This window comes from Arthrobacter sp. LT660, assembly GCF_056172845.1.
This window is the reverse complement of sequence record NZ_CM149651.1, coordinates 1188463-1206250: the sequence shown is the minus strand read 5'-3', so window position 1 is coordinate 1206250 and position 17788 is coordinate 1188463. Positions and strand designations below refer to the sequence as shown.

The 17788-nt window shown below is 69.8% G+C and carries 13 protein-coding genes; 8 read left to right on the top strand and 5 right to left on the bottom strand.

The window, feature by feature from the left end:
* Positions 1–11: 11 nt before the first annotated feature.
* On the bottom strand, positions 12–947 hold the full coding sequence (locus AC0QSG_RS05545; RefSeq protein ID WP_435726568.1) for a M56 family metallopeptidase: 936 nt from the start codon (positions 945–947) through the stop codon (positions 12–14).
* Between the two features lie 28 nt (positions 948–975).
* Positions 976–1353 carry a BlaI/MecI/CopY family transcriptional regulator gene (locus AC0QSG_RS05540; RefSeq protein ID WP_435726569.1) on the bottom strand — a complete coding sequence of 126 codons (378 nt, stop codon included), beginning with the start codon at positions 1351–1353 and terminating at the stop codon, positions 976–978.
* A gap of 203 nt (positions 1354–1556) precedes the next feature.
* Between AC0QSG_RS05540 and AC0QSG_RS05535 the strand changes: the two genes are divergently transcribed.
* The 3 genes from AC0QSG_RS05535 to cydC are packed head-to-tail and all read left to right on the top strand — an operon-like array spanning position 1557 to position 7582.
* On the top strand, positions 1557–3140 hold the full coding sequence (locus AC0QSG_RS05535; protein WP_435726570.1) for a cytochrome ubiquinol oxidase subunit I: 1584 nt from the start codon (positions 1557–1559) through the stop codon (positions 3138–3140).
* 23 nt (positions 3141–3163) lie between these two features.
* The gene (cydB, locus tag AC0QSG_RS05530; RefSeq protein WP_435726571.1) at positions 3164–4186 is read left to right on the top strand and encodes a cytochrome d ubiquinol oxidase subunit II; all 1023 of its coding nucleotides are present in this window, start codon (positions 3164–3166) and stop codon (positions 4184–4186) included.
* 6 nt (positions 4187–4192) lie between these two features.
* Positions 4193–7582 carry a thiol reductant ABC exporter subunit CydC gene (cydC, locus tag AC0QSG_RS05525; RefSeq protein WP_475376902.1) on the top strand — a complete coding sequence of 1130 codons (3390 nt, stop codon included), beginning with the start codon at positions 4193–4195 and terminating at the stop codon, positions 7580–7582.
* Between the two features lie 7 nt (positions 7583–7589).
* Here the strand turns inward: cydC and AC0QSG_RS05520 are convergent, their stop codons facing one another.
* Positions 7590–10250 (bottom strand): DNA gyrase/topoisomerase IV subunit A, encoded by a 2661-nt coding sequence (locus tag AC0QSG_RS05520; protein ID WP_475376901.1) that lies wholly within the window; start codon positions 10248–10250, stop codon positions 7590–7592.
* Between the two features lie 60 nt (positions 10251–10310).
* On the opposite strand from AC0QSG_RS05520, the gene AC0QSG_RS05515 reads away from it, so the two are divergent.
* From AC0QSG_RS05515 to AC0QSG_RS05505, 3 genes are read left to right on the top strand one after another with little or no spacing between them, the layout of a single operon-like run.
* Positions 10311–12983: a bifunctional acetate--CoA ligase family protein/GNAT family N-acetyltransferase gene (locus AC0QSG_RS05515; protein WP_475376900.1), complete on the top strand. Its 2673-nt coding sequence runs from the start codon at positions 10311–10313 to the stop codon at positions 12981–12983.
* 22 nt (positions 12984–13005) lie between these two features.
* Positions 13006–13674 (top strand): DUF5998 family protein, encoded by a 669-nt coding sequence (locus AC0QSG_RS05510; protein ID WP_475376899.1) that lies wholly within the window; start codon positions 13006–13008, stop codon positions 13672–13674.
* Between the two features lie 5 nt (positions 13675–13679).
* Positions 13680–14849, top strand: coding sequence for an alkaline phosphatase family protein (locus tag AC0QSG_RS05505; RefSeq protein ID WP_475376898.1), 1170 nt, complete (start codon positions 13680–13682; stop codon positions 14847–14849).
* 11 nt (positions 14850–14860) lie between these two features.
* Here AC0QSG_RS05505 and sepH read toward each other — a convergent pair whose 3' ends face one another.
* On the bottom strand, positions 14861–16036 hold the full coding sequence (gene sepH, locus AC0QSG_RS05500) for a septation protein SepH (protein ID WP_475376897.1): 1176 nt from the start codon (positions 16034–16036) through the stop codon (positions 14861–14863).
* Positions 16037–16404: 368 nt separating this feature from the next.
* Here sepH and AC0QSG_RS05495 point away from each other — a divergent pair, with 368 nt between their 5' ends.
* The gene (locus AC0QSG_RS05495) at positions 16405–16704 is read left to right on the top strand and encodes a DUF4193 domain-containing protein (RefSeq protein ID WP_435726578.1); all 300 of its coding nucleotides are present in this window, start codon (positions 16405–16407) and stop codon (positions 16702–16704) included.
* Here AC0QSG_RS05495 and AC0QSG_RS05490 read toward each other — a convergent pair.
* A complete protein-coding gene (locus AC0QSG_RS05490; RefSeq protein WP_435726579.1) occupies positions 16701–17171 on the bottom strand; it encodes a DUF3093 domain-containing protein in 471 nt (156 codons plus the stop codon). The two genes, AC0QSG_RS05495 and AC0QSG_RS05490, sit on opposite strands and share 4 nt — an antisense overlap.
* Before the next feature lie 89 nt (positions 17172–17260).
* Here AC0QSG_RS05490 and dut point away from each other — a divergent pair, with 89 nt between their 5' ends.
* The gene (gene dut, locus AC0QSG_RS05485; protein WP_435726599.1) at positions 17261–17758 is read left to right on the top strand and encodes a dUTP diphosphatase; all 498 of its coding nucleotides are present in this window, start codon (positions 17261–17263) and stop codon (positions 17756–17758) included.
* The last annotated feature ends 30 nt before the right edge of the window (positions 17759–17788 follow it).

The following is a 17788-nucleotide window of genomic DNA, read 5'->3' as shown; positions in this document are numbered from 1 at the left end:
CATCCGGGTCGCTAGGCGAGCAGCCAGGGTGCGACCAGCAGCGTGGTCGGGAGGACGATCAGCAGTGCGGATGAGCCCAGCACCGCGGCGCGGCCGGCCAGCGGCAGGGGTCCCACGGAGGGCGACAGCAGGCGCTTGAGGCGCATCGAGGAAAGCTCCTCGCTGGGCAGTCCCGATTCGGAGCCCGGTGATACCTTCGTCCCGGACGCGACCGCAACCAGGGACCGCAGGAGCGTATCGGCGGAGACGTGCCGCAAGGCGGTGTCGTCGGCCAGCATCTCGATGAGTTCCTGCACCGCGTCGCGCGCCAAGCGCGAGGTGGGCAGCCACGGCAGCGCGTTGTGCCACGATTCGAAGGCGAGTACCAGCAAATCGTGCCGCTGGTCCAGGTGCGCGCGTTCGTGGGCGATGACCCCGCGCAGCCCCTCGTCGTCGAGGGCGTCCAGGAGACCCCGCGAAAGCACCGTCAGGGAACCGTTGAATCCTGGCAGGCAGTAGGCCACGGGAGCGCCGTGGGCCAGGACCACGGTGCCTGGCGTGGTGGGCGAGGGATCGCTGAGCAGGGCAAGCAGCCGGCGGTGCCTCTGCCGCTGGCGGGCGACGCGGTACGTGGACAACAGCAGCGTGAAGACCAGATGCGAGCCGAGCAACAGGGCGGTGCTGAGGGCAAAAACGTGAACCGGCTCCAGGGAAGGCGCGGAGGGGCCGGCGGTGAGGACCTGCCAGAGACCGGCGAGGGCCGCTATGAGGTTGGCGCCCAGCGGTTCCAGGCCCCACACTAGCATTGCCCCGATCATGGACAGCCCACCGGCGAGGGCTATGGCCTGCCAGAGGAAAAGGGCGGTAAACGGGGAGCGCGAGGTCCATGCCATCCGTGACAGCAATACCGGGGCGGGCCACGCCAAGATCACGGCGAGGCCTGCGAGGAGATAGGAGGCGATTAGCACGGGCGCCGCATGGTGTGGTCCCGGCCGGCTACGCGGTCTGGTTGCCGTTCAGGATGCGACGGAGGGCGGCTGCCTCGTCGCCGGAAATCCCGCCGATGAAGCGGGTCAACACGGCCTCGCGGTCCAGCACGGTGCCCAGTGCCTCGTTCATGAGTTCGACCGTGTGTTCCTCGCGGCTGGTGACGGCGTGGTAGCGGTGCGGTCGTGTGTCGCGTTCCCTGGTGACCAGGTGCTTCTTCTCAAGCCGCGCAAGGACGGTGAGAACCGTGGTAACGGCGAGTTCCTTGCCGTCGAGATCGCCCGTGGACTGCGCCAGCAGGTCGCGCAGATCGTTGGCCGTGCGGGCCTCCACGCTGTCCCACAGCAAATCCATTACCGAACGTTCGAGTTCGCCGAGAGTGGCCAATGCTGATCCTTAAGGTTTCACCGGTCGTCTGGGCGGCCCTTACCGGGGCGGGACCGCTTCCGGTTCCTAATTTACACCGATTCCCGGCAATTTTCTACATCCGGTAGAACTTAGGATATTCTACCGAGCGTAGAAGTACTTCTACGAACGGTAGAAAATATGCCGACGGGGCGGAAGCACCGCCCCTGCGGGAAGGGGAAGCAATGGATCCGCTCGAAATAGCACGGTGGCAGTTCGGGATCACCACCGTGTACCACTTCCTCATGGTTCCCCTCACCATCGGGCTCGGCCTGACCGTCGCGGTGCTGCAGACCGTCTGGCACCGCACCGGCGCGCCCGAGTACCTTCGGATGACCAAGTTCTGGGGCAAGCTCTTCCTCATCAACTTCGTGATGGGGGTCGCCACCGGCATCGTCCAGGAATTCCAGTTCGGCATGGCCTGGAGCGAGTACAGCCGGTTCGTCGGGGACGTGTTCGGGGCGCCGCTGGCCATGGAGGCGCTGTTGGCCTTCTTCGTCGAGTCGACGTTCCTGGGGCTGTGGATCTTCGGGTGGGACCGCCTGCCACGGCGGATCCACCTGCTCTGCATCTGGTGCGCCTCGCTGGCAACGATCTTCTCCGCTTACTTCATCCTGGTGGCGAATTCCTGGATGCAGCACCCGGTCGGCGTCGAGATCGTCGACGGGCGCGCCGTGATGAACGACGTCTGGGCAGTGTTCACGAACAACACCGCCTTGGTGACCTTCCCGCACACCATCTTCGGCGCCTTCTCCGTCGCCGGGGGATTCCTGCTGGGTATTTCCTGGTACCACCTGCACAAGCGCCGCACTGCCGGGATCGACACCGTGGACACCGCCGGCCGTGTGGTGGTGGGGGAGGACCCCCGCTGGGGTGCCGGCCGCGACGCCACCGACCATGCCGTGTGGATCAAATCCCTACGCATCGGGGCGGTCGTCGCGATGGTCTCCTTCGCCGGCGTCGGCATCACCGGCCACGCCCAGGCGCAGCTGATGTTCGAGCAGCAGCCCATGAAGATGGCCGCGGCCGAGGCCGCCTGCCACGACGGCACCGGCTTCTCCGTGCTGGCCATAGGCGACCTCACCAGCGGCGGCGCCACCACGTGCGACGACGTCGTCGGCGTCTACGAGATCCCCGGCCTGCTCTCGTTCCTGGCCAACGACGACTTCACCACCGAGGTGCGCGGGGTGAACACGCTGCTGCCGGAGTACGCGGAGAAGTACGGCAGCCACTACCCGGACCAGCCGGAGATCTACGGCGAACTGGCCGGGCAGGAGATCAACTACCTCCCGTTGATGGAGGTCACCTACTGGGGCTTCCGGCTCATGATCACGTTCGGCGGTCTGGCCGCGTTCGCCGCGGCCGTTGCGTTGTGGATGACGCGCAAGGGCACGGTCCCGGACAACCAGTGGATCTCCCGCCTCGCCGTCGTCGGCATCCTGGCACCCTTCGGCGCCAACTCCGCGGGCTGGATCTTCACCGAGATGGGCCGCCAGCCGTTCTCCGTGGTCCCCAACCCCACCTACGACGGCATCGACCAGGTCTTCCTCTACACGGCGGCGTCTGTCTCGCCGGGCGTCGGCGCAGGGGAACTGCTGTTCTCGCTGATCGCTCTGACCCTCGTCTACGCGCTCCTGCTCGTGGTCGAACTCGTCATGCTCTTTCGGTACGTGCGCGGCGGCGTGGCGTCCGCGATGCCGGAACTCGATCCCGCCGAACACCACGACGCCGGGCGGGACGACGGCGACGTGCTCGCCTTCGCCTACTGAACCGGCACGAGAAAGGACACGCCATGGATTCCCTGCCCACCCTGTGGTTCACACTGATTGCCGTCCTGTGGATCGGCTACCTTTTCCTGGAGGGCTTCGACCTCGGCGTCGGAATGCTGATGCGGACCTTCGCGCGGGACGACCGGCAGCGCCGCGTCCTGCTCAACACCATCGGTCCCGTCTGGGACGGCAACGAGGTGTGGCTGATCACCGCGGCCGGCGCCATGTTCGCCGCGTTCCCGCACTGGTACGCCTCGCTTTTCGCCGCGCTTTACGTGCCCATGGTGCTGGTCCTCCTGGCATTGATCTTCCGGGCTGTCGCCTTCGAATACCGGGGCAAGTCCCACTCCGCGCGCGCCCGCGGCCTGTGGGACGCCGCCATCGCCGGGGGATCGTTCGTGGCCGCCTTCGGCGTCGGAGCCCTGCTCGCCCTCACCACCACGGGACTGCCGCTGAACGCGAACGGCGACCGGGTCGGAGGGGCGTTTGCCTGGTTCAACGGCTACGCGGTGCTCGGTGGGCTGGCTGTCGTAGCGTTCTGCCTCATCCACGCGCTGGCCTTCCTAACCCTCAAGACCGACGGCGGAATCCGGACCCGGGCGCGGGGGCTGCTGGTGCGGTGGATGCCGCTGGGCCTGCTGCCCATGGCCGGCTGGGCGATCGCCGTCGTCGTGCCCGCGGCCGAAACCGTCCCGGCCCTGCTGCTGGCGCTCGGCCTCGGCGCGGCCGCCTTCGCCTGGAGCGCGTCGCGGGCCGGCCGCGAGGGACGCTGCTTCATCGGGTTGGGAACGTTCCTGGTGCTGGCGGTGGCGGCGATCTTCACGGCCGCCTACCCCGACGTGTTGCCGTCGACCCTGGACGATTCGTTCAACCTGACCGTCGCCAACGCCTCCTCGTCCCCGTACACCCTCGGGGTGATGAGCGTCGTCGCGGCGTTCGCCCTCCCGGTGGTGCTCGCCTACCAGGCGTGGACCTACTGGGTCTTCCGCAAGCGCATCACCGAATCCCACATCCCGGAAGCCCACCGGGTCACCCCGATTGTTTAGGACGCCATGAAACCCGCGCTTCCCGGCGGCACCGGAGGCCGCGCCGCTCTGGCCGTCCTGGCGGGCTGGGCCGCCGTCAAGGCCCTCGGCATGCTGCTGCTGGCCGACGCCCTCGCCACGGCGATCGCCGAACTGGCGGCCGGGGGAGGGGCCGATACGCGCCGGCTGCTCGTCCTCGGCGTCGCCGGTGCCCTGCTGCGCGCCGGCGGCGCATGGGCCACGGCGCACGCGGCAACACGCGCGGGACTCGGCGCCAAGGAGCGGCTCCGTGCCGAGCTGGTCACGGACGCCCTCGCGGGAAACGGGCCCACCAGCCCGGCGGATGCATGCGGCCTCGGCCACGGTGCGTTGTCGGCACTGGCGAGCCGCGGCCTGGACGGGCTGGACAACTACTACTCCAAATACCTGCCAGCACTCGTCGCCGCCGCGGTCATTCCGCCGGTGCTGGGGGTGCGCATCCTGGCTGCGGATTGGGTGTCCGCGCTCATCGTGGCGCTCACGGTGCCCCTCGTCCCGATCTTCATGGTGCTGATCGGCCTGCACACCCGGGACCGCATGCACCAGGCGGCCGTCGGTCTTGATGCGTTGGCGAACCAGCTGCTCGAACTGGCCCAGGGACTCCCGGCCCTCATCGGTCTGCGCCGCGCGGACGGCAAGGGCTCGGCGCTGCGCCGGGTATCGGAGGACTACCGCGCCTCCACAATGGGCACCCTGCGCACGGCCTTCCTTTCGGGGCTGGCGCTGGAACTGGTGGCGACGATCTCGGTCGCCGTGGTGGCCGTGTTCATCGGTCTCCGCCTGGTGTACGGGGACATGGCGCTGGGTGCCGGCCTCCTGGCCCTGATTCTCGCACCCGACTGCTTCGCCCCGCTGCGCGAGCTGGGATCAGCCCACCACGCATCCGAGGACGGCGTCAAGGCACTCGAGCGCAGCCGTGCCGTGTTGGACGCCCCGCGGGGAGTCCGGACGCCGGCCGTCGCCCCCGCACCGGGAACGGTGTTGGACGTCGGCCACCTGACGGTCACGCATGCGGGCAACGCGACCCCGACGGTGACGGGTTGGTCGCTGCGACTCGAACCGGGCGCGGCCGCGGTCCTCGACGGTCCGAGCGGCACCGGCAAGACCACGATCCTGCGGGTCCTTGCCGGTATCGCGGACGCCGATGGCGCCGATGCCCCACGGGTGTCCGGACGCCTGGGAATCGACCGGGGGAGCATTGCCTGGGTTCCGCAGCACCCGGTGTTCTCCGAGGAGACGGTCGACGCCGAACTGGCCCTGCACGCAGGGGTCGGCTCCACACCGGCCACGCGTGCGGTCGTCCTGGAGCGGGTCAATGCCGGCGCACTGGGCGGACGCCGCCCCACGGACTGCAGCCCCGGGGAGCTGCGCCGCGTCGCCGTGGCCCGTGCCTTGCTGCGCATCGAGACGGCGCCGGATGTCGTCCTGCTCCTTGCCGACGAGCCGACGGCCCACCTCGATCCGGTGAGTGCGGACGCGGTTCGCGCGGCCTTGTCCGGTCTGCGCGGAAGCGTCGGGATCCTCGTTGCCAGCCATGACCGCGAGCTTGCCCGGCAACTCGCCGCAGCCCCGGCCGGGGGTCCACGCGGCAGCGTCATGACAGCAGATACATCCCAAACCGGTACGTCGGCGTCCGCGGGCACAGTCCGGGAACCCGTCGCAGCGCCCGACGTGAAGCCCGCCTCGCCGTCCCGCGCGCCGTCCCGGCCACGGCGGAGTCTCGCCCACTGGGCACTCCTTCGCACACTGCCCTGGGGGAAGGGAGGCCTGGGTCTCGGCATTCTCTTCGCGGTCCTCGCACTCGCCGCCGGGGCCGCGCTGACCGGAATCTCCGGTTGGCTGATCGTTAGCGCCAGCCACCAACCCCATGTACTGCACCTGATGGTCGCGATTGTGGGTGTCCGCGCGTTCGGCCTCGGCCGCTCGCTCCTGCGCTACGTGGAGCGTTTGCGCGTGCACGACGCCGTCCTGTGGTGGGCGGGCGCCCTGCGCGAACGGACGTGGGACGCGCTGGCCGCGCGTCCCGAACACTGGGGCCGGATCACACGGTCCGGCGCCGCGCTGGGGCACCTCGTCGCCGAGATCGACGAGGTCCGCGACACCGTTCCGCGCGTGCTCGTCGCACCGGCGGCCGGCGTACTGACATGGGCCGCCATCGGCCTGGCCGTCGGACTCTGGGCACCGGACGCGCTGTGGGTCGCGCTGTCCGTCGGTGTCGGAGCATGGGTGTTGCTGCCCGCGGCTGTGCTGGCCGTCGAACGCCGCGCGACCATCGAGGCAGCACGGCACAGGATCTGGCTGGGACACCGTGTCCCCGCATTGTTCGCCGCGGCGCGGGACCTGCGCGCGAACGGCGTGGCATCCGCCGCCGCGGAGTCGTTTGCGAGCCACGACGCCGGGGCGACGCTCGCCATGCGACGGACTGCGTGGGGTGCGGGGATCGGACAGGCCGGCGCGGCCCTGCTCTCGTCCGCGGCCGCCGTGCTCGCGGTGGCCGGGACGGCGGGCGGCGCGGGAGAGGCCGCGGCCGTCGGGGGCCTGCTGATGCTGGCGCTCGCCGAACCGATAACGGACGCCTCGGCGGCGGTCCAGCGGATTCCCCAGCTCGACGACGGTCTGCGGCGCCTGCATAACAACCTGGGCGGCATGGCCGCCGAACGCGCGCTCCGGCCTCCCGCCCCGCACACCGCGGAACCGGACAATCGTCTTTCCATCCGGCTCCGCGGCGTCAGCGCCGGCTGGGGCGCCGGACCGGATGTGGTGGTCGGAGCCGACCTGGCGGTAGGCCCCGGGCAGTGGGTCGCGGTCACGGGGCCTTCTGGCGCGGGGAAGTCCACGCTGCTTGCCGTGCTTTTGGGTGCCCTGGAGCCCCGCTCCGGGCGGTTGGAGGCGCGAACCGGCGGCGGGGCGTGGCGCGGGGCGGCTCTTGCGGACCTGGGCCGCATCGCCTGGTGCCCGCAGGAGGGACACCTCTTCGACTCGACCGTGCGCCGGAACCTCTGCCTCGGACGCGACCTCGACGACCAGCCGACCGACGCCGAACTCGCCGACGCGGTGCGCGCAGTGGGACTGGGGGATTGGCTCGCGGGAACCCCGCGCGGCCTGGAGACGCGGATCGGCCCCGGAGGGCACCGGCTCTCCGGAGGCCAACGCCAAAGGCTGGCCGTCGCGCGCGCGCTCGTCGCCCGGGCGGACGTCCTGCTGCTGGACGAGCCGACCGCCCACCTGGGCGAGGACGAGGCAGGGGAACTCGTGGCGGACCTGCGGGCGGGCCTGCCGGAGAAGGCCGTGGTCCTCGTGACCCACGATGCACGCCTCGAGGCCACCGCCGACGACGTTCTGCGATTGGGCCCGCCCCACGCGGCAGGGCACCGCTAGGGCGCGGTCAGCGGGGAGGCACCGACGTCGTTCCGGTGGGATCGACCTCGACGACGTCACCGTCGGAGAACGGCAACGAATCCGCAATCGGCGCGGCCAGGGGCGCGCGGGCGGCCGGCTCCGTGGGCAACTCCGGATGGATCGGCAACTCCGGCACGGAGCCGGCGGAAGGTTCGGCGGCCGGGCCGTCGGCCAACAGCGATCCGCCGAGTGCCTCGACCGTCTGCGCCAGTGGCACGCCGGAGCCGTCGCGGCGCCCGTGCTCGGTGGGCAAGGAGCGGGCAACACCGGCCGCGGACGCGGCCTTCGCGGGACCGTGCCCCGCCCAGGCGAGGACCAGCGAGTCCTCGCCCTTGAGGAACCGGTGGGCCCGAACGCCGCCGGTGGCGCGTCCCTTGACCGGGTACTCCTCGAGCGCCGTGACCTTCACGGTTCCGGAACCTGTGCCGGGCAACGTGCCGGCGGCGGTCGCGATGGTCACGACGACGGCGGCGGGATCCGCGCCCGGGGCCACGCCGAAGAACACCACGGAATCGTCCGCGGCCAGTTTGATGCCGGCCATCCCGCCGGCGCCGCGACCCTGCGGGCGCACCCCGGCCGCCGGGAAACGCAGCAGTCGCGCCTGGGCTGAGATGAATACCAAATCGTCCCCGTCCGCCGGGACGCCCGCTCCCACGACCCGGTCCTTCGGCTTGAGGGCGATGGCTTCCCACTCGTCGCGGTTCAGCGGATATTCCGGCGTCACCCGCTTGACGATTCCCTGTTCGGTCCCGAGGGCGAACACGGCGTCCAGGGGCACCAGCGCGACGACGGATTCCTTGCGGTCCAGCTGGACGAATTCGGACACGGGTACGCCCCCGGTCAACTGCGGAAAGCCCGATGTGGCGGGCAGTGCCGGCATGTCCACCACCTGAAGCCGCAGCATGCGGCCGGCGGACGTGACGACCCCGAGCTCGCCCCGGGCCGTCGCGGCCACGCGCGAGGCGAGGACGTCGTGCTTGGCCCGGGGACCGTCGTCGCGCAGCGGGGAGCGGTCGGACGTCCTGGCTAGCTGGCCGGACTTCGACAGGAGCACCCAGCACGGGTCGTCGGCGACTTCCAGGGACAGCGGCGCCTTGGCGCCCTTGCCCTCGAGGGTGGGCATCACCGTGCCCTTCAGCGGCGTCGCGCCCTCGGCCTTGAGCAGGACGGTCCGGCGCGGGGTCGCGAAGCGCTCGGCGGCGTCGGCCAGTTCGGTGGATACGACCTCGCGCAGGAGGGAATCCGAGCCCAGGATCGACTCGAGGTGCTCGATCTCGCGCTTGAGTTCGTCCTGCTCCTTCTCGAGCTCGATCCGCGAGTACTTCGTCAGCTGGCGCAGGCGGAGTTCGAGGATGTGGTTGGCCTGGATCTCGGACAGGTCGTAGACGGCCATCAGCCTCTGCCGCGCGGACGCGGTCTCCTCCGAGGTGCGGATGATTTGGATGACTTCGTCGATGTCGACGATTGCCACGAGGAGGCCCTCCACGAGGTGGAGCCGGTCCCGCTTGCGGCCCAACCGGTAGGTGGTCCGGCGCCGGACCACCTCGAGACGGTGCCCCACATACACCTGCAGCAGCTCGAGCAGGCCCAGGGTCCGGGGCTGCCCGTCCACGAGGGCGACGTTGTTGATGCCGAACGAGTCCTCCATCGGCGTGAACTTGTAGAGCTGCTGCAGCACGGCGTTGGGGTTGAAGCCGTTCTTGAGCTCGATCACCAGGCGCATGCCGTGGGTGCGGTCCGTGAGGTCGATGACGTCGGCGACACCGAGCAGCTTCTTGGCGGTGACGGCGTCCTTGATCTTCTCGATCACCTTTTCCGGGCCCACCATGTACGGCAGTTCGGTGACGACCAGGCCGCTGCGCCGCGCGCTGATCTGCTCGAGCTCGACCTTGGCGCGGGTCTTGAAGGATCCGCGCCCGGTGGCGTAGGCGTCCGCGATCCCGTCGAGGCCGACGATCCGGCCGCCGCTGGGGAGGTCCGGCCCCGGCACGAACCGCATGACGTCCTGAAGCGTCGCGTCCGGATTGTCCACGAGGTGGCGAGCCGCGGCGACCACCTCGCCGAGGTTGTGCGGAGCCATGTTGGTCGCCATGCCCACGGCGATGCCGGTGGTCCCGTTGACCAGGAGGTTCGGGAAGGCCGCCGGGAGAACCTCCGGCTGGAGGAGCTGGTTGTCGTAGTTCGGGATGAAGTCCACGACGTCCTCGTCGAGGAAGTCCGTCATCGCCACGGCCGGCGCCGCCATCCGCGCCTCCGTGTAGCGCGGAGCCGCGGGGCCGTCGTCGAGTGAGCCGAAGTTCCCGTGCCCGTCGATCAGGGGCAGCCGCAGCGCGAATCCCTGGGCCATGCGCACCATGGCGTCGTAGATCGCAGTGTCGCCGTGCGGGTGCAGCTTCCCCATCACCTCGCCGACGACGCGCGCGCTCTTGACGTGGCCGCGGTCCGGGCGCAGGCCCATGTCCGTCATCATGTAGAGGATGCGCCGCTGGACGGGCTTGAGGCCGTCGCGGGCGTCCGGAAGGGCACGCGAGTAGATCACCGAGTAGGCGTACTCCAGGAAGGAACCCTCCATCTCGGAGGTCACGTCGATGTCGACGATGTTCTCGGTGAAGTCTTCCGGGGGTGCGGGAGTCGTCCGACGGGCCATGTTGTGTCCGGGTCCTCTTTTCCTTCTTGTCCTCGGCAACGCAGGCCGTAGGCTAAGCCTATGGTGGAGCAGCGTGAAATCGGGGAATATCCGGCCCATTGGGAAGCCGATGTCGTGCTCCGGGACGGATCGACGGCCCACCTGAGGCCGATTTCCGTCGACGACTCCGACGCGCTGCAGCGGTTGCACACCAGCCAGTCCGAGGCCTCGGTGTACCTGCGGTTCTTCACGTACAAGTCCAAGCTGACCCCGCGCGAACTCGAGCGGTTCACCCGCGTCGACCACCGTGACCGGGTGGCGCTGGTCGTGGTGCGCGGTGGCGCCATCATCGGCGTCGGACGCTACGACCGCCTCGACGATCCGCAGGACGCCGAGGTCGCGTTCAACATCGCCGACGCGTCCCAGGGCAAGGGCGTCGGGTCCATCCTGCTCGAGCACCTCGCGGCCGCCGCCCGGGAGCACGGCATCGAACGCTTCAGCGCCGAGGTCCTGCCCGAGAACCGCAAGATGCTGACCGTGTTCGCGGAGGCGGGCTACGAGGTCAAGCGCAAGTTCGACGACGGCGTCGTCATGCTGGAATTCCCCATCGACCCGACCGACAAGTCGCGCGCCGTGATGGAGGCGCGGGAACACCGCGCGGAGGCCCGCAGCCTCGCGGACCTGCTGGCGCCGGGGTCGGTCGCCGTCATCGGCGCCAGCAGGGAGTGGGGCTCGGTCGGGTACACGCTGCTGGAGAACATCATCGAGGGCGGCTACCGGGGCGCCGTCTACGGCATCAACCCGGAGGCCCTGGAACTGGCCGGCATGATCTCCCACGCGAGTCTCGCCGACGTCCCCGGGGCGGTCGATCTCGCGGTCGTCGCCGTTCCCCGCAAGGAATTGCGTGGCGTCGTGGAAGACTGCGCCGCCAACGGCGTCCGGGGCCTGTTGGTGGTCACCGGCGGGTTCTCGAACGACGGCGGGGACGGACTTCGAAGCCAGCGCGAACTCGTGCAGCTGGCCCGAAGCAACGGGATGCGGCTGATCGGTCCGGCCTCGCTCGGCGTCGTCAACACCGATCCGGAAGTCAACCTCAACGCGTCCATGGCCCCAGAGATGCCCCTGCGGGGAACCCTCGGCCTGTTTAGCCAGTCCGCGGCCATCGGGGTGCTGCTGTATGCCGCGGCGAGTCGCAGGGGCGTCGGGGTCTCCAGCATCGTCTCCGCGGGCAACCGGGCCGACGTCTCCGGGAACGACGCCATGCAGTACTGGGAAGACGACCCGAACACGTCCGCCGTGGGACTGTACCTGGAGAGTTTCGGCAACCCGCGCAAGTTCTCGCGGATCGCGCGGCGCCTGTCGCGCAGCAAACCGGTGATCGTCGCCAAGTCGGACGTGATGGGCCTGCGGCTACCACCCGGGCATGCCGTCCGCACCACCCAGGCGCCGCACGGAGCGGTCGACGCGATGCTCCGCCAATCCGGCGTCATCCGGGTGACGACCAACGGGGAGCTGATGGACGTCGCCCAGATCGTCGCCAGCCAGCCGCTGCCCGGCGGCGCGGGCCTCGCCGTCGTCTCCAACTCCGACGCCCTCGCCCGCGTCGTGGCGGACAGTGCCATCCAGCACGGACTGACGGTCGCCACGCAGGAGGACGGACTGGCCCTCGATGACGGGCAGTCCAAGGCCCTGCCCCGCCTGCGGGACGCGCTTCTGCGGGCACTCGCCGACCCCGGCACGCATGCCGCGGTGGTGGCGCTATTGCCGTCTCGCGGACTCACGGTCGAGGCGATGTCCTCCGTCATCAAAGACTGCGCGCTGGAAACGGGCAAGCCCGTGATCGTCTCCTTCGCCGGCGTCGTGGATCCGGCCGTTCCCACTGATGGCCTGTTGGCCGGGCTGCCGGGATTCTCCAGCCCCGGCCGCGCCGTGTCCGCGCTGGCCGCCGTCGTGCGCTATTCGGAGTGGACCCGGCGTGACTTCGGCGAGCCGCTGGCAGCCGAAGGCATCGATCGGGACCGCGCCGAGCGGTTGGTCGAGTCGCACCTCCGACGGGTCGGCGGGACGGAACTGCTGCGGCTGGGGAGCGCGGAGACCGCCGAGCTTCTGGGCTGCTACGGGATCGATGTGCTCGAATCGGTGGCGTTCGAGTCCGACGACGAGGCCGTGGCGGCGGCCGAACGGCTCGGCTGGCCGGTGGCGCTCAAGGCCACCGACGAGAACCTCCGCCACCGGCTGGACCTCGGCGGCGTCCGGCTGAACATCTTCGATGCCGATTCCCTGCGCGGGAACATCCGGCACATGCGGGAGATGCTGCGCCCCTTCGGCGCGGAGCGCCTCGAGTTGCAGGCCATGGCGCCGTCCGGCCAGGGGTGCGTGGTCCGGGCACTGGAGGACCCTTTGCTGGGCCCACTGCTGTCCTTCGGATTGGCCGGCGACGCGGTCAACCTGCTGGACGATTGGGCACACGCCATCCCGCCGCTGACCAACACGGACCTTGCCGAATTGGTGCGTTCGCCGAGGGCCTCGCGGAAGCTTTTCGGCTACCAGGGTCTCCCTGCCGTGGACGTGCGCAGCCTCGAGGACCTGCTGAACCGCGTGGCCACGCTCAAGGACGATCATCCGGCCGTGGCGCTGCTGGAATTCAATCCCGTGCTGGTTTCCGTCCGCGGCGTCACGGTCCTGTCCGCCGACGTCAGGTTGGGCAACCCGGACCAGCGCACGGACAGCGCCCGGCGGGCGATGTCCCGGTAGGGACCACCGGTAGACTTGCCCCATGATCTCCCGAAGCTCGGCCGCCGGCCGCGACCTGAACAGCGCACTGGAGCGGGCGGGCTTCTACCCCCGGCTGGTGGCGGACGTGGTCGATGACGCACTGGACAGCATGGAGCCGGTGGCGCACCTGATCCACCTCGAGACGCATATCGAGCACAACGAGGTGCATCGGCATGTGACGGCGCTGGTCCTGACGGACGAGGTCATGGTCGTGGTCCACGTCGACGACCAGCAACTCGACGAGCGCGGCGACAAGGCGATGGCCCAGGTCTCGACGGAGACCGTCGCGGTCCCCAAAATCGGCTCCGTGGTGCTCAGCTACGTCTACCAGCAACCGCAGGACTACCGTTCCGGCGACGCCGTGCGCGAACTGACGCTGGGTATCGCCTGGTCGGGCGGCCAGCGGGTGGACCTCACGCCTGCCGGCTGCGAAGACCCGCAGTGCGAGGCCGACCACGGCTACACGGGCACCATGCAGGAGGAGGACCTGATCCTGCGGGTCAGCGCCGAAGCCGACGGCAAGCAGGCCGTGGAGGACGCACGGAAGTTCGCCCGCGTGCTGCGCAAGCTCAACACCGCCGCGTCGCTCGCCCAGCGACCGCTGCCCAGCGTCGAGAATCGCACCGGTTGGGTTGGCGGCCGGTTCGTCCGCGGACACCACCAGGCCTAACGGGTTTGACCAGCGCAAACGGCCCCGTCCCGCCCCAGCCCCTGCCCGCGGCGCCGCGCTACGGGAGCGCGAGCCTCGCCGAACTGTTGCCCAGCGCCGCCGCCGTGCTCGGCGTGCCGGGGTACACCAACGTCCTGGGCCTGCCGGAGGCCCGTCGCGTCTGCATTGTCATGGCGGACGGACTCGGCAAGTCACTGCTCGCCTCCCGCGGGGGACACGCGCCGTTCCTGCGCCAGCGGATGAAGGGGGCGGCCACGCTCGACGCGGCCTTTCCGACGACGACGGCGGCCTCGCTGGCCAGCCTAGGCACCGGGCTGCCCCCGGGGCGCCACGGGATCGTGGGATACGACGCCGTCGACCCGGCCCGGCGGCGCACGGTCAACATGCTGGGCGGTTGGCCGACGGACCTGGACCCCGCATCGTGGCAGCCGCACCGCACGGTGCTCGAGGCGGCCGCCGAACACGTGCACGTCTCCACCGTGAGTCTTCCGCAGTTCGCCGACAGCTCACTGACCGCGGCGGCCCTGCGCGGGGGCGAATTCCGGCCGGCGCGAAGCGCCCAGGCACGCGTGCGGGAGGCTTCGGAAACCCTGGCCCGCCACGAGCGCATCCTGATGTACTGCTATTGGAACGAGCTGGACAAGGCCGGCCACCGCTACGGTAGCTCGTCGAGGCAGTGGGGCGAAGAGCTCGAGGAGCTGGACGCGGCCATGCGGACGCTGGCGGGCCGATTGCCGCCGGGCACCCTACTGCTGCTCACCGCGGACCACGGAATGGTCGACGTGCCCGAAGCCCAAAGGTACGACTACTCGGCCTTCCCGGAACTCGTCGAAGGCGTGGACCTGACCGCGGGGGAGCCCCGCGCCGTGCAATTGCACGTGGATCCGGACGCTCCGGCCGGCACCCGAGACCGGCTCGTCGCAAGCTGGAGGGCCGCGTTCGGGACGAAGGCGTGGGTCCTGACGCGCGACGAGGCCGTCGACCACGGCTTGTTCGGGGTCGTCGACGAGTCGGTGTTGCCGCGCATCGGGGACGTGATCGTCCTGCCGGCCCAGCCGATGGCCTTCTTCGACGGGAGGCGCGTGGCTCCGCAGGCCTTCGCCATGGTCGGACAACACGGGTCGCTGACCCGGGCTGAACGCGAAGTGCCGCTGCTGACCCTGGCCTCGCCCTGACGGACGGTTAGCTAGTCGTTCTTGCGCCCGAAGACGATTTCGTCCCAGCTGGGCACCGAGGAGCGCTTCTGCTTCGCCTTGCGCGGCTGTGACTCGTCGTCGGTTGCCTTCGTCGCTTCGTCGGAACCCTCGGCATCGTCCTGATCGTGGTCGAAGCGCATGGCCCGGAGGCCGGGAACCACGGAGAATTCACTGGTCTGCGTGCTGACGCCGTCGTGGAGATGCGGGATGTCGTCGTCGTCCACATTGGCTTCCGGGACCATGCCCAACCGCCGGGCCTCCGATGCGTCGAAAAACTCCTCATCGCGCGGGTGGGCCGCGGGAATGGAACCCTTGGTCAGCATTTCGGCCAAGGCGTCATCCCCTTCCTCGTCGGTTCCGAGGCGCTGTCCGCGGCGGGACCGTAGAATATCGAGGAAATCGTCGCGTTCCCGGTCGCGGTTCGACGCCGCGCCGGCCTCGGCGTCGGCCTCGGCGGCGTTCTGGGCGGCGTCGGCGTCCGTCTCGAAGTCGAAGGGGCGGTCGGCGACTGCCGTCAACCGGCGGCCGGCGACGGGCGTGTCCATCGGCTCCAGCTCACTGAGCACCTGGGCCCAGCGGTTGGAGTTCACAAGCGACTTGCGCACGGGGTGGTAGACCCACTTCGCGGGAGGCTCTTCCCCGATATTCGAACGCTGGTTGGCCGCGGCGACCTCGAAGCGGGCCTCGACGTCCCACGAACCGTCGGAGCGCCGCCACGCGTCCCACTCCACCGCGGCCGGGTCGACGCCGAAGTTGTTGAGGCGGACGTCTACCATCTCGCCCAGGCTGGCCGGCTCCTCACCGAAGGCCGAGCGGTATACGTCATTGGCCTGGGGTCCGGAGACCTCGACGGCGCGCGCCTGACGGGCTATGTGGTCTCGCTCGGCCCGGACGGGACCCTCGTAGCGCAGGACATTGGCCAGCGGGACGCCGAACTGCTCGGCGACCTCTTCGGCGGTTGATCCGGAGCGGATCCGTGCCTGGATTTCGCGCGGGGACAGCGTTGCCGCCTGGTCCGCCTGCGCAGCCGCCGGTCGCCCGATGGGTCGTGTCGTCGCGGCGCGCAACGCCTCGTCGAGGCGCAACGTAAAGCTCGAGCCGTCGTCACTGCCCAACAGCAGGTGCTCGCCGTCCTCGTGGACACCCACCAGCCTGAGTTCCCGCATGAAATCCCTCCGCAAAACCGTCACGTTCTCTGTGGGCACTCTGCCATCGAGACCGTTGTTTTCCTACGATATGCCTTGGTGTGGCGTGGATCGGTAGGCGGCTCCCGAAGGCACCGTGTCGCGCGGTCGCAGCTCGCCATCCGGAGCGATTGGATTTTTTGGCCCCCATGGTGAACAATCTGTGCGTCACGGGCGCAAACGGGCCCGTTGCGGCGTTGTACACCGCGGTACCTTGGGGACCGGATGCGCCGGGCTCGCCGGACCATCCCGGACCACGCGCCAGTCCACCTCCCGCATCCCGATCCTTGAGCGGGCGGGGGATGGTGCGGATCCACAGCTGCTAAACACGGGAGTGTGATTGAGAGACTATGGCGACCGACTACGATGCGCCGCGCAAGAATGAGGAAGAAACCCGCGAAGACTCCATCGAGGAGCTGAAAGGCCGCCGCACGGACAAGCAGTCCGCTGTGGTCGACGAGGACGAGGCGGAGACCGCCGACAGCTACGAGCTGCCCGGGGCGGACCTCTCCGGCGAAGAGCTGCTGGTGCGGGTCCTGCCCGCCCAAGCCGACGAGTTCACCTGCGCCTCGTGTTTCCTGGTGCGCCACCGTTCCCAGGTGGCCAAGGAAAAGGGCGGATTGCTCTACTGCCGTGACTGCGAGGGCTAGCTCTCGCGCCCGCGGAGCGCGGCAACGAGTTCCTCAGGACGCCGGGTGGCCGTCAGCCAGTAGGGCGTGATGTCGCGCTCGTCTGTGACCTCCACGCGCACCACCGGGTCGATCCACCCACGGAGGCACATGAACGCCGTGCCGTTGAGGCCCCGGCCGCGCTGGTACGTTGCGTCTTCTCCGCGGAAACCCTGAACCTCGCCGATGTGTGTGCGCTCGATCGTCGCGCGGCCCACGCTAAGGGACTCCGGGGTGACCACGATCGCGGGCGTCCCCACGAGGAACAGCACGACCAGGGCGGCGATGACCAGCACCGCCGCGACCGCGCCGGCGGCGATGCTCACGGGCGCCAGCGCCACGAACCCGGCGCCGCCGGTGCCGACCACCAGGAGCCAGATCCACCAGGCGGGCCACAGCTTTTCTCGGAACATCACGGCATGGGCGTCTGGAGCAGGGGTTTCAGGCATGGACCCAGCTTATTCTGCTTCGGCGCCCCCGTTCGGCGTTGGGTGTCCGGGCCGGGGCCGCTAGAGTGAAGTCGACCATCCACCGAACCATGGAGACCGCGGCGATCATGCCCGAGCAGTCGAACACCACGCTGGACGTCCAGCTGAAAATGTTGGATCCATCACTTCAGGCGCCTTCCTATGCGCACCCCGGCGACGCCGGGGCAGACCTTCGGACCAGAGAGGACGTCACGCTGGCCCCGGGGGAGCGCCGGCTGGTCCCCACGGGAGTGTCCATCGCGCTGCCTTTCGGATACGTCGCCTTGATCCATCCGCGGTCCGGGTTGGCGACCAAACACGGCCTGACCATCGTCAACGCGCCCGGCACCGTCGACGCCGGCTACCGCGGCGAGATCGCGGTCACCCTGCTCAACACCGACCGTCAGACTCCCGTCGTTCTTGCCCGAGGCGACCGGATCGCCCAACTGGTGATTCAGCGCGTGGAAACCGCACGGTTCGTGGCCGTGGAAGAACTGCCGGACTCGGTGCGCGGCGCCGGTGGTTTCGGCTCGACCGGCGGTTTCGCCACCGCGGCGACCTCCCAGTAGTCCGCCAAACGACGACGGCGATGCGGCCGG